The organism is Lacinutrix neustonica, assembly GCF_026625145.1.
Lineage (GTDB): Bacteria > Bacteroidota > Bacteroidia > Flavobacteriales > Flavobacteriaceae > Lacinutrix > Lacinutrix neustonica.
On the sequence record NZ_CP113088.1, the window covers coordinates 3,647,501 to 3,660,626 of the forward strand.

Here is a 13,126-nt window from a genome sequence, read left to right on the forward strand (position 1 = left end):
ATCAAACTCGGAAATAGCTCGTACTCCCCGAAATGCATTTAGGTGCAGCGTTGATTTATAGTTTTATAGAGGTAGAGCTACTGATTGGATGCGGGGGCTTCACCGCCTACCAATTCCTGACAAACTCCGAATGCTATAAAATGTTAATCAGCAGTGAGGGCATGGGTGCTAAGGTCCATGTCCGAAAGGGAAAGAACCCGGACCATCAGCTAAGGTCCCCAAATATATGTTAAGTTGAAAAAACGAGGTTGAACTGCTTTGACAGCTAGGATGTTGGCTTGGAAGCAGCCATTCATTTAAAGAGTGCGTAACAGCTCACTAGTCGAGCGGTTCGGCATGGATAATAATCGGGCATAAACATATTACCGAAGCTATGGACTTGAAAAAGTGGTAGGGGAGCATTGTAGTGGCGTTGAAGGTGTGCTGTGAGGCATGCTGGAGTAGCTACAAAAGAAAATGTAGGCATAAGTAACGATAATGCGGGCGAGAAACCCGCACTCCGAAAGACTAAGGTTTCCTCAGCTATGCTAATCAGCTGAGGGTTAGTCGGGACCTAACGCGAACCCGAAAGGGGTAGTGGATGGACAACAGGTTAATATTCCTGTACCTGCTCTCATTAAAAGTGACGGAGGCGAAAAGTTAGTGCGCACAGACGGAATTGTGCGTTGAAGAGAGTGGTAACACCTCGATAGTACACTAAGACTACGGTCGCGGTGATAATCTAGCAAATCGACTTCCAAGAAAAGCAAGAGAAGCAGCCCGTACCCTAAACCGACACAGGTAGTTGGGATGAGAATTCTAAGGAGCTCGAGAGATTCATGGCTAAGGAACTAGGCAAAATAGACCCGTAACTTCGGGAGAAGGGTCGCCCATCTTCGGATGGGCCGCAGTGAAAAGGTCCAGGCGACTGTTTATCAAAAACACAGGGCTATGCTAAATTGAAAGATGACGTATATGGCCTGACACCTGCCCGGTGCTGGAAGGTTAAGTGGAGTTGTTAGCTTCGGCGAAGCAATCAAATGAAGCCCCAGTAAACGGCGGCCGTAACTATAACGGTCCTAAGGTAGCGAAATTCCTTGTCGGGTAAGTTCCGACCTGCACGAATGGTGCAACGATCTCGGACACTGTCTCAGCCATGAGCTCGGTGAAATTGTAGTATCGGTGAAGATGCCGATTACCCGCTGTGGGACGAAAAGACCCCGTGCACCTTTACTATAGCTTAGTATTGGTTTTGGATAAGTAATGTGTAGGATAGGTGGGAGACTTTGAAGCGGCGTCGCTAGGCGTTGTGGAGTCATTGTTGAAATACCACCCTTTGCTTATCTAGAGTCTAACTTTCAATGAAAGGACAGTGCTTGGTGGGTAGTTTGACTGGGGTGGTCGCCTCCAAAAGAGTAACGGAGGCTTCTAAAGGTTCCCTCAGCACGGTTGGTAATCGTGCGTAGAGTGCAATGGCATAAGGGAGCTTGACTGAGAGACCTACAAGTCGATCAGGTACGAAAGTAGAGCATAGTGATCCGGTGGTTCCGCATGGAAGGGCCATCGCTCAAAGGATAAAAGGTACGCCGGGGATAACAGGCTGATCTCCCCCAAGAGCTCACATCGACGGGGGGGTTTGGCACCTCGATGTCGGCTCGTCACATCCTGGGGCTGGAGAAGGTCCCAAGGGTTGGGCTGTTCGCCCATTAAAGTGGCACGCGAGCTGGGTTCAGAACGTCGTGAGACAGTTCGGTCTCTATCTACAGTGGGCGTTAGAAATTTGAGTGGATCTGACTCTAGTACGAGAGGACCGAGTTGGACTAACCTCCGGTGTATCTGTTGTTCCGCCAGGAGCATTGCAGAGTAGCTACGTTGGGAAGGGATAAGCGCTGAAAGCATATAAGCGCGAAACCCACCACAAGATGAGATTTCTTTAAAGGGTCGTAGGAGATTACTACGTTGATAGGTCATAGGTGTAAAGGCAGTAATGTCATAGCCGAGTGATACTAATAACCCATAGGCTTATTGTACGCCTGTTTTTTTTATACACTTCAACAAGCTCAGTGCTAAGAAGTGGAGTGCAATACAATTATTATACTTTTCATGTAAATCACGTATAACGTGCTTTTTTCAATATGTTATTTTATACGGTAAGTAGATTATTTAATATAACTACACACGCCGAAAGATTTAAGGTGATTATAGCGATGGGGCTCACCTCTTACCATTTCGAACAGAGAAGTTAAGCCCATTTGCGCCGATGGTACTACATTTGTGGGAGAGTAGGTCGTCGCCTTTTTTAGAGAGTCCTAAACATGTATTTGTTTAGGACTTTTTTTTGTTTTATACTTTTCTAGTGTAGACAAGAGGGTTTTAAATCACGTTGTGAAAGCCCCAATAGAATAAAAACAGTGCATTATTCATGTTAAAAGCACTGGGACAGCGTCCTTCTAATGCTTTAGTTTATACTCCATTTTTATAATATACTATTTTATATGGTTACGTGAATCAAACCACACACACCGAAAGACTTAAGGTGATTATAGCGATAGGGCACACCTCTTACCATTTCGAACAGAGACGTTAAGCCTATTTGCGCCAATGGTACTACACTTGTGGGAGAGTAAGTCGTCGCCTTTTTTACAGAATCCTAAACAGGTATGTGTTTAGGATTTTTTGGGTTGATACATTTATGTGTGAGTAAGTGTATAAGGCATACATCTCTTTCTTGAAAGTTAACTTTGTTGCTTCCTATTTTATGTTCAAAAGGATTTACGATGAAAAAAGAGGGTCTCTTTATTATTTACTATAAAATCTTTTTCTATATTATAAAATAGTTTTAAATGTAAGGCCTTAGTTATATTTAGACTAATGAGACTATTAAAATTGTTCTCGTTAAATTCCTTCTTTTGTTTATGAATCGTATTATCCAATCTACTATACAAACGCTTAAAAAGTCACATGAGCTCTTAACCACTCTTAATGACGACCAGTTTGGTAATGCCTCTGTTTCGCCATATTATTCGAGTATAGGCTCGCATATAAGACATATCTATGACTTTTATGATTGTGCCTTAACGGTCACCGATGGGTGTGTTGATTTAACGGCTAGAAAACGCATAACGGCCATTGAGAATTCTTGCGATTCTGCAATCGAGGCCTTTGCAACTATAATTCATCGCTTAAAACTGTTGGATACTTTAAATAGTAAAAAAATCGTTGTTATTGACGATTTAGGAATGGGAAAGCTAGAAATTAATTATACGTATGAAGCGTTATTGGCTCAGGGAAATAGTCATACCATTCATCATTATGCGATCATTAATTATATTTTAGATCGTTTGAATATTACAATAGAGGATTCTGATTTTGGATATAACCCTACAACGCCTAAAAAAGTGACGACTCTCAATTAGTTTTATTGTTTTTAAACATACTGTCAAGAATCGTATTTAACCCTTTAAAAGCGAAGTATATGGCCAATGCACAGCCCTGGATGCCTAAAGTTAACAAAGGGATGTATAATGATTTTTCTCGGATTGCTAAAAGCAATATAGATTAAAGTAGGACCTAAAAACATGAGTATTAATGAGATCCCCATTTTTTTTAAACCTTTTGTTAGAACTTCTTTGTCTGTTCGTTTAGTTTCCATGACTATGATAGGCTTTTATTGCTGATCTTACATTGTGGTGTTCTTGTAATAATTTTTTTGCTAATACGTTGTCTATATTCAATTCAGACATCAGTATTTTTACACCTCTAGCTACCAGTTTGTTATTACTTAGTTGCATGTCTACCATTTTGTTACCCTTAACTTTGCCCATTTGAATCATCACCGACGTGGTTATCATATTAAGCACTAATTTTTGTGCGGTTCCAGCCTTCATTCTAGAACTTCCTGTAACGAATTCCGCCCAACCACAACGTCGATTGGGAATGCAGCGGTTAGCGATAAAGGACTGTGTGCGTTGCAGCTTATAGAACCTGTTGTTATATTATTTGCATGACATGTTTTTAACGCATGTATAACGTAAGGTGTCGTTCCGGATGCTGCAATACCTACTACGACATCTTTATCTGAAATAGAATGGGCTAGTAAATCTTTCCAACCTTGAGTGGTGGAATCTTCAGCAAATTCTACGGCTTTTCTTATGGCAATATCTCCCCCAGCAATCAAGCCAATGACTAAATCATGTGAAACTCCAAATGTTGGTGGGCATTCTGAAGCATCAACAATACCCAAACGACCACTGGTACCTGCACCGATATAGAATAACCTTCCTCCGAGACTTCAATTTGCTTACAATTTGCTCCACTAATTTTTCAATCTGAGGTATGGCTTTTTCAACTGCCAAAGGGACTGTTTGATCCTCTTTATTTATGTTTTTAAGAAGTTCTTGTATGCCCATCTTTTCTAGATGGTTATAATGGGATTCTTTTTCTGTTGTTTTTTCAAAGCTCATAAATCAAAAATACAATAATTGTGCTTAATTCAGGTTTCGATTTGCGCTAGCGATAACACAAGTATCCTTTTTTATCTTCACTTCTATGGTAAAAAGGTATAGTGGGTAGCACGAGCTGTACCATAATGCTGCAGGTATTATTCTATAATATATATAAATTCTGTAGCCTGTGATGCTCTAAAATAACCAAAAGGAAAATGATCTGGGTTGGTTACATTTATACAATTACCACGAACCGTGGCTGGTTGCACTTCGAAAGGGCCTCCACCAGCACTGTCACTTTGCTGCAGTAATAAAAACATAAAGTCATAGAATTGTTCTGAAACCCCATAGTTTTTTATTATCAATTCATGTCCTGGTGCTGTGTCTTCGTTGGAATAGAAGGCGAAAATTTGATTGCCATTAATGAATTCATCATCATAGACATTTAAAAACGGATTGGTCTCATGCTCCTCTTTAAATTCAAAGAAATAATAATTTTCTTCCTCTGCGGGATCTGTATAGTAAGCTTTTATTTCTATAGCTTCTCCTGAAAAGCCACCGTCATTCTTTTGCTCGATAAAATCGATAGGGGTTACAGAAGTCATGGTTTCGCTCCCTACATAGGTTTCGTTATTATATATAATGTTTAAGGTATACGTTTCATTAAGATTTGGTGCAAAATTAGTGCATTCATAGTTTCCGTCTAAATTGTTATCAACAAAGCTAAAAACAATGTTACTTTCATTACTTACTGTCACTGTAGCCCCGGTAGCTGGTGACACTTGGTTATTAAAAAACGGAGCAGATTGTGTTAGTTTTATGGTTTGATTTTCTCCTGAAGTACCATCAAACCAGTTTAATGAAGCTTCTATAACCAATCGCGGTGGGGCGTTAGGTACAGTAACTTCAACAACATCTTCACAAGAAAAAATGAAGATACTTAACGTTAACATATAGAGTATTTTTTTCATTTTTTTAGAATTTAAAATTATAAGATACTGAAGGAATAATTCCAAAAATGGCTAAACGGGTAGCTTCATTGCGTCCCGTGTCTTCATTCTGTGCAAAAGATATGGAGGTGGCATTCTTACGATTATAGAGATTATAAATACTAAAGACCCAATAGCTTTGCCAACCTTCTTTTTTTCTCGGTTTTGGAGTGTACGTCGCAGACACATCTAAGCGGTTGTAGCTTGTTAATCGTGTAGAATTGCGATCACTATAATTAGGTATAACGATCCCGTTATAGACGTACTGGCCATTTGGATATGTGGTAGGTTGACCTGTTTGAAATATAAAATTGGCATTGGCTTTCCATTTATTTGAGACATCATAACTACTGGTCACAGAAATATCATGGGTTTTATCATAAGCTGTATTATACCAACTATTATTATTAATACCTGTTTCGTTTGGTGATCGGCCTTCTGTTTTTTGTTCAGATTTAGATAGCGTATACGCTAGCCAGCCTTTTAATCGCCCTTCATTTTTTCTAAATAATAATTCAAAACCATAAGCTCCGGCTTTTCCATTTAAAATAACGCGTTCGATGGCATCATTAGCAATCAAATTAGCACCATCTATGTAGTCAATTCTATTTTTTACTGATTTATAATAACTTTCAACCTCCAAAGAATAGTCTCCATCTTTCAAATTTTTAAAATACCCTACGGCATATTGATCTAACACCTGTGGTTTAATATACTTTCCACTAGGGGCCCAAACGTCAAGTGGGGTTGGTGAACTGGTATTAGACAAAAGGTGTAAGTACTGACTCATTCTATTATAGCTTGCTTTTATGGAAGAACGTTCTGATACTTGGTAAGCTGCCGAAAAGCGTGGTTCAAGATTAATAAACGATTTATCGGCTTCTTTTCTGCTGGTTGATTCGGTACCAATGGGATCTGCACTTTGGTAAATTTGAAAATCATCATTAAAAATAACGGCCTGATCATTTTCGTAAAGGTTTAACTCTTTTTGACCGAGTCTTAAAAAGGTACTTAGTCGTAACCCATAAGCTAGGGTGAGTTTGTCTGAAACTTTATGCTCTGCATCAACATAAACAGCATTTTCAAAAGCATATTTATCTATTAATTTTCTCGAATTAATACCGTAGTGGGAGTCGATGGTTCAATTTCTCCAGGATTAAATGTATAATAAATGCTATTCAAACCATATTGCAATTTAAAAGTATCACTGATATAGTGTTTTAAATCGTATTTAAAATTGAAGTTCTGTATTCCGTAGTTCCAATTAAATTCTACGAAATCTAAACTTAACCCATAGTAGTAGTCCGAGTAGATAAGAGACATATTAGAAAACAACTTGTTGGAAAATAAATGATTCCATCTAAAATTCACAATGGTATTTCCATACGTATTTTTAAAGCTATCGGTTAAATTAAAAACATCACGACCAAAATAACCCGATAAGTAAATGTTGTCCTTTTCATTAAGTGTATAACTCAGTTTCGTATTTAAATCATAAAAATAGGCCACATTATCTAAATCAAATAGTGGTAAAAACAGATGTGCGTAGCTACTTCTACCTCCTAAAAGAAAAGAGCCTTTATCTTTTTTTATAGGCCCTTCTGCTAATAATCGACTAGCTACTATACCAATACCACCATTCATATGGAAGTCTTTGCTATTTCCTTCTTTTTGATAAATGTCTAAAACAGAAGATACGCGACCACCGTAGCGTGCGGGAATTCCACCTTTGTATAACTTTAAATCTTTTATGGCATCCGGATTAAATACAGAAAATAAACCAAATAAATGTGAAGAATTAAACACAGTAGCTTCATCTAATAAAATTAAATTTTGATCTGAAGCGCCTCCCCGAACATTAAACCCGTAAGAACTTTCTCCTGCGTTTGTAACCCCAGGCAATAAAGTGATTGCTTTTAAAACATCTGCTTCGCCTAGCACTACAGGAATTTCTTTTATGGTTGTAGAACTTAATGCGTTGACACTCATTTGCGGTTTTCTAATATTTAGTTTTTCAACATTTTCGGTTAAAATGACTTCTTCTAAACTTTCAGCAGACTCCACCAGTGTAAAATCTTTTTTCGTGTCTTGATTAAGGACTATCGTTTCGGTTCTTTCCCCGTATCCCACATAGCTTAAAACAATGTTGTATGTTCCTTTAGGTAAGGTGATAGAGTAGAACCCGTATTCGTTAGTAGTTGTTCCTGTTTTTTGATCTGGAAACAAAATATTTACCCCAATTAAAGTTTCGTTACTTTTTTCTTCTTGAATGGTGCCACTCAAGGTGAATTTATCCTGAGCGAATAGAAAGGTACTACTCAAACAAAGACCGATGAGTAACATTAGTTTTAATGGATTCATTTACAGCAATTTTGGCAAGTAAAAATATAAAAAAAGCTCCCGACACAGGAGCTTTTAACATAATCTTAATTTAACCCAGTTAGTTGTTTAAAAGGGTGTTTAATGTTTTACTTGGTCGCATCGCAGCGTTTATTAACCCTTCTTTGGGTTCATAGTACCCACCAATATCAACAGGATGACCTTGAACATCATTTAACTCATTAACTATGGTTGATTCATTATCTTCTAATTGCTTTTTTATGACCTCAAATTCAGCTTTCAATGCAGCATCTTCATTTTGTTCTGCTAACTCCTGTGCCCAATATAAAGCTAAATAGAAATGGCTTCCTCTATTGTCTAACTCACCAGATTTTCGCGAAGGTCCCTTACTATTATCCAATAATTTCTCAGTCGCACGATCTAAAGCATCACCTAATATCTTTGCTTTAGGATTGTTATTTACAGTACTAAAATGTTCTAAGGAAACGGCTAATGCCAAAAACTCCCCTAAAGAATCCCAACGCAAATGATTTTCTTGAGTAAATTGCTGTACGTGTTTAGGCGCAGAACCTCCCGCTCCAGTTTCAAATAAACCACCACCATTCATTAATGGAACGATAGATAACATTTTTGCACTCGTTCCTACTTCTAATATGGGAAACAAATCGGTTAAATAATCACGTAATACATTACCAGATACTGAAATGGTGTCTTTTCCATCTTTAAGGCGTATTAACGTAAATTCAGTGGCTTTAATAGGAGATAAAATTCTAATATCTAAACCAGTAGTGTCATGATCTTTTAAATAGGTGTTGACTTTTTTAATAAGTTGAGCATCGTGTGCTCTGTTTTTGTCTAACCAAAAAACAGCTGGGGTTTGAGAAGCGCGTGCACGTGTTACAGCTAACTTTACCCAGTCTTGAATAGGTAAATCTTTAACTTGGCACATTCTCCAAATATCGCCGGCTTCTACGGTATGTTTAATTAGCGTTTTTCCGTTTTCGTCTATGACTTCTACTTTTCCATTACCCGTAATTTCGAAAGTCTTATCGTGAGAACCATATTCTTCAGCTTTTTGAGCCATCAATCCAACATTCGGAACCGTCCCCATTGTGGTTGGATCGAAAGCACCATGTTTTTTACAGAAGTCAATCGTAGCCGCATAAATACCAGCGTAACTACTGTCCGGAATCACCGCTTTTGTATCCTGAAGTTTTCCTTCAGCATTCCACATTTGTCCCGAAGTACGAATCATTGCTGGCATAGAGGCATCAATAATGACATCACTTGGTACATGTAAATTCGTAATACCTCTATCACTATTAACCATGGCTAATTCCGCCCATGCTCTAAAGCGTAGCGAATATCTTCTCTAATGGCATCACGTTTCGCTTCCGGTAATTGGCTTAATTTACTCAATAGATTTCCAAAACCATTATTTACATCAACACCAATTTTTTCAAAAGCTTTCCCATGATTTTCAAATAAATCAGCAAAGAAAACACGAACGGCATGACCAAAAATGATTGGATCACTTACCTTCATCATGGTTGCTTTCATGTGTAGTGAAAACAATACCCCTTTATCTAAAGCATCCTCAACTTGTTCTTCTAAAAATTCAATCAAGGCCTTTTTACTCATTACCGTGGCATCAATAATTTCACCTTCTAGCAATGCAATTCCTTTTTTTAATAGTACAGTAGTTCCATTTTCGCCTGTAAATTTAATATCTACCGACGTCGCTGCAGGAAGCGTTAGAGACTTTTCATTATGAGCAAAATCTCCGAAGTCATAGTAGATACATGAGTTTTAGAGGTGCTAGACCATTTTCCCATAGAATGTGGGTGCTTCTTTGCGTAGTTTTTTACTGCTTTTGGTGCACGGCGGTCGGAGTTTCCTTCCCGTAATACTGGGTTTACAGCACTACCTTTAATTTTTTCGTATCGTGCTTTAATATCCTTTTCTACATCATTTTGAGCCTCATCTCGGATAGTTTGGAATACCAAAACCTTGTTCTTGTAATTCGGCTATAGCAGCTTTTAATTGAGGAATAGAGGCTGATATATTGGGTAGTTTTATAATGTTAGCCTCAGGTTTTTTTACAAGTTCTCCTAAAAAAGCGAGATCGTCTGACACTTGTTGGTCATCTTCCAAAAATTCTGGAAACACGGCTAGTATTCGGCTGCTAGAGAAATATCTTTTGTTTCAATATTAATTCCTGAAGATTCCACAAAAGCTTTTACAATAGGCAAAAATGAACGTGTTGCTAAAGCAGGAGCTTCATCAGTTTTTGTATAAATGATTTTAGGTGTTGCTGACATATATAATTAGTGTATTTTAATTTGTAAAACCCGAAGCATTTCGGGACTGCGAATATACAAAAAATCAAAACCATTTTAAAGCCTACACAGTTTGATTTAAAGTTTCAGGGGTAGACAAAATGGTTCCTCTGTGCTCTATTTTTAATTTATATTAATAAAGTAGTGAGTAAGAAGCCCCAGGGCATTTTCTTTAGAAAATTTTGAGCCTTTAATTCTGTTTTTCTCCGGGTTTATTCTAATGTTTCGGGCATTTGTAAAATCGACTTTTTCTAAAATAGAATGATCAAAAATGGTTTGGGATAAATTGCAGTTATCAAAAACCGACTCGGTTAAATCTGTGTTTGTAAAATCGGTTTGTTGCAGTTGACAGTTTGCAAAAATGGTCTGCTTTAATTTTAAGTTATAGAAGGACGAAAAGCTTAGGATACAATTATTGAAAGTAACGGTTAGTAAAAATGGATTACACTCATGAAAGGGAAATCCTAATAACTTGCAATTAGTAAAAACAATATCATTTAAGGTAGCCGTTTTAGCTTTTACTAAGCTTAGGTTGCAGTCTATAAATTCGCATTCTAAAAAGGACATGCCGGAGACATAGCTGTTACTAAAATCACAGTGAATAAAGGTACAATTGGCATACTCAGCCTTTGGTAGGCTATTAAGGGTATAGTCTTGTGTTTTGAATGTTTTATCTGTGATAAAGGGAAGGCTCATAGTATTTATTTCGGTGGCATTATAAAAGTATCACATGTTATTTACTCATGGTCAATCTGTGTTCATGTGGTCTCTCTCCGTCTCATTCCAAATATAATGCACCACACCTCTTATTTGGTGGTTTTTTGAAAGACGCTTAGTAACGAACCCATTCATTTTTCTACTGTTGTTAGTCCCACGATGTCAATAGACGTTTCATTTCCTTTAAATTCTATACACTTTATAGGGGTTACAAATATTTAAAAGCGACTTGTTTTTGTAAAAGAAAGGATGAAAGACATTGTTGTTTCATACATAGGTCACTGCGGCAATCACAAGTTTTATACTTTAAATGTTATGATTTTTTTTCTATCAAATCAACTTAATAAGATTGCTATTTCATAAACACTTGTTTAGATAATGATTGGGGCATACGGTTAGTATCATTGTTTTACGTACTAAATAGTATAGACGATTCTTTTATTTATTTACTGTTTTGAATAATGGTTTGTTTTTAGCAAAAATGGGGATTATACTAAAAACAAAAGCCATAACATAATAGATTAAACTATTAACATTATGGCTTTCTTCGAATTAACATCCTCGTGACCTAGTTAGCTCTCGCTAACACAACATAAAACCGAAGTTTTATATCTCTTCAATTCAAGAGTAGTTAAATCAATAGTACATTTGGGTAATTTTCTAAATGTATAGAACTTTTACTGCCATGTACCGGTTGTTGTTTTTCTTGATACTCTATTTTATAATAGAATATTGTTTCTTCCATTCATAATCACTTTCGATCTTATTACTTTTTCAGAAACTTTCAGTTTTTCAAATTAGAATCTGCAAATACATATTCTAACTTTACGAACGTCATGATTTTGTCAATAGTCATATCTACATATGGTATTTAAAAATCTCAAAAAACAATTATTTTAAAGAACGAGTCTTTAATCAATTAATACAAATTCGAATTTTAGTTCGCAACCAACAAAAGTTGTTATTAACTGTTCAACTAAGATACATCTTAAGTTTTAAAAAACCAACAAAATTAACATCTTATTTATCAACTAGTTATGAGTAGGGGTTATTAACATTTGTTGATAACGTATGAAATGCAAAAAGCCTGGCTTCATGAAACCAGGCTTTTCCAATTCTATAAAAAAGAAGAAATTATTATCTTCTTGCTTCTTTAATTCTAGCTTTCTTACCAGTAAGACCTCTAAAGTAAAAGATTCTAGCGCGACGTACACTACCTTTTTTATTGATTTCAATTTTTTGTAATGCCGGTAAATTAACTGGGAAGATACGCTCTACACCAACAGTTCCTGACATTTTTCTAATAGTAAAAGTTTCTGATGACCCGGAGCCTCTTCTTTGTAATACCACACCTCTAAAGAACTGTGTTCTACTTTTTTCACCTTCACGAATTTCGTAGTATACAGTAATTGTATCCCCAGCAGAAAATTCAGGAAAGTCTTTTGTTGTTACAAATTCGTCTTGTACAAATTTTATTAAAGATTCCATCTTTATAATTTTTTAGTTTATTAATTCAGAACAACATTCACGTATATCGCCGGAGGTTAACCCGAAATTGGGTGCAAATATAGTTAATACTTAATAATTACCAATCAATAATATTCTTTTTTTGATTTTACACATCTACTCTAAAAACAAACCGTTGTTTCTCTTTTAAATACGTTCGTATTTTTAAAAAACTAAAAGCATTTTAATCCTCTACTTAGAAAGAAAGCATACCAATACCTTAGGTGATTTTTAATGAGTAGGCCTTTTGAACTAAACGGCAGTACCACAGGACGGTCTCCTAGTTACTTAAGCCGAATAGGAATATAAACATCTTCTTGAGAATCCGGACTATCTTTTTTATAGTGCTCACCCAGGACCTGAAAATGTGCTCTATGGTCTAAAGTATATTGAGATTTTGGCATCCATTCTGTAAAAATATACTGCAGGAGTTTTGAAAAGTCTTGTACCAAACCTTTATACCTAAACACGGCATACAAACCACCTTGTAAATTATAACAGGTCATGTTTTCTCGGAATAGATTCGTATTGAGAAACTTCTATAGCCGCCCATTTTTTAAAGAGGGTATTCGGGTTGAACTCAGAAAAATAGGTCATGGAATCGTACACTAGAACTTCATATATAAGAGTATCCAACCCGTTTTTAATGTGTCGTCTCTTTGGCATAAAGTCTGAAAATAATTCAAACGTTTTATTTTCTATCAAAGACATGTCTATCGATTGTCCCACGAGTTTTTTCTCTTGAAGGGTGATAGTTTGAGGTTTTGGATAGGTATTCATGATGTAATGGTGTACTCCTTTAATGATCACT

At 36.6% G+C, this 13,126-nt stretch carries 8 protein-coding genes, 3 rRNA genes and 3 pseudogenes (1 of these 14 only partly in view); 4 read left to right on the top strand and 10 right to left on the bottom strand.

Annotated elements, in window-relative coordinates; translation table 11 throughout:
• From N7U66_RS19760 to N7U66_RS19775, 4 genes are all read left to right on the top strand, one after another.
• Positions 1-2,009: ribosomal RNA gene (locus tag N7U66_RS19760) — 23S ribosomal RNA — on the top strand (it extends 815 nt beyond the left edge of the window).
• A gap of 161 nt (positions 2,010-2,170) precedes the next feature.
• Positions 2,171-2,278 (top strand): 5S ribosomal RNA (rrf, locus tag N7U66_RS19765).
• A gap of 233 nt (positions 2,279-2,511) precedes the next feature.
• A 5S ribosomal RNA gene (rrf, locus tag N7U66_RS19770) occupies positions 2,512-2,619 on the top strand.
• A gap of 275 nt (positions 2,620-2,894) precedes the next feature.
• Entirely contained in the window at positions 2,895-3,395 is a 501-nt protein-coding gene (locus tag N7U66_RS19775; protein WP_267676620.1) for a hypothetical protein, read from the top strand.
• Here the strand turns inward: N7U66_RS19775 and N7U66_RS22740 are convergent.
• The 10 genes and pseudogenes from N7U66_RS22740 to N7U66_RS19820 all read right to left on the bottom strand — a co-directional run bounded on the left by N7U66_RS22740 (position 3,388) and on the right by N7U66_RS19820 (position 13,125).
• Positions 3,388-3,462 (bottom strand): DUF6095 family protein, encoded by a 75-nt coding sequence (locus tag N7U66_RS22740; RefSeq protein WP_390886665.1) that lies wholly within the window; start codon positions 3,460-3,462, stop codon positions 3,388-3,390. The two genes, N7U66_RS19775 and N7U66_RS22740, sit on opposite strands and share 8 nt — an antisense overlap.
• Positions 3,440-3,631 (bottom strand): DUF6095 family protein, encoded by a 192-nt coding sequence (locus tag N7U66_RS19780; RefSeq protein WP_267676621.1) that lies wholly within the window; start codon positions 3,629-3,631, stop codon positions 3,440-3,442. The genes N7U66_RS22740 and N7U66_RS19780 overlap by 23 nt, the downstream gene beginning before the upstream one ends.
• Positions 3,621-4,442 (bottom strand): annotated as a pseudogene (murQ, locus tag N7U66_RS19785) (N-acetylmuramic acid 6-phosphate etherase). The gene N7U66_RS19780 and the pseudogene murQ overlap by 11 nt, the downstream one beginning before the upstream one ends.
• 137 nt (positions 4,443-4,579) lie before the next feature.
• The gene (locus N7U66_RS19790; RefSeq protein WP_267676622.1) at positions 4,580-5,395 is read right to left on the bottom strand and encodes a DUF4249 domain-containing protein; all 816 of its coding nucleotides are present in this window, start codon (positions 5,393-5,395) and stop codon (positions 4,580-4,582) included.
• A gap of 4 nt (positions 5,396-5,399) precedes the next feature.
• Positions 5,400-7,756, bottom strand: a pseudogene (locus N7U66_RS19795) (TonB-dependent receptor).
• A 97-nt stretch (positions 7,757-7,853) separates the two neighbouring features.
• Positions 7,854-10,074: pseudogene (locus N7U66_RS19800) on the bottom strand (NADP-dependent isocitrate dehydrogenase).
• Positions 10,075-10,215: 141 nt separating this feature from the next.
• Positions 10,216-10,788, bottom strand: coding sequence for a pentapeptide repeat-containing protein (locus N7U66_RS19805; RefSeq protein ID WP_267676623.1), 573 nt, complete (start codon positions 10,786-10,788; stop codon positions 10,216-10,218).
• A 1,158-nt stretch (positions 10,789-11,946) separates the two neighbouring features.
• On the bottom strand, positions 11,947-12,297 hold the full coding sequence (gene rplS / locus N7U66_RS19810; protein ID WP_267676624.1) for a 50S ribosomal protein L19: 351 nt from the start codon (positions 12,295-12,297) through the stop codon (positions 11,947-11,949).
• Between the two features lie 302 nt (positions 12,298-12,599).
• Positions 12,600-12,821 carry a GyrI-like domain-containing protein gene (locus tag N7U66_RS19815; RefSeq protein WP_267676625.1) on the bottom strand — a complete coding sequence of 74 codons (222 nt, stop codon included), beginning with the start codon at positions 12,819-12,821 and terminating at the stop codon, positions 12,600-12,602.
• Positions 12,808-13,125, bottom strand: a complete 318-nt coding sequence (locus N7U66_RS19820; RefSeq protein WP_267676626.1) for a hypothetical protein — start codon at positions 13,123-13,125, stop codon at positions 12,808-12,810. Before N7U66_RS19820 ends, N7U66_RS19815 begins: the two co-directional genes overlap by 14 nt.
• Between the last annotated feature and the right edge of the window lies 1 nt (position 13,126).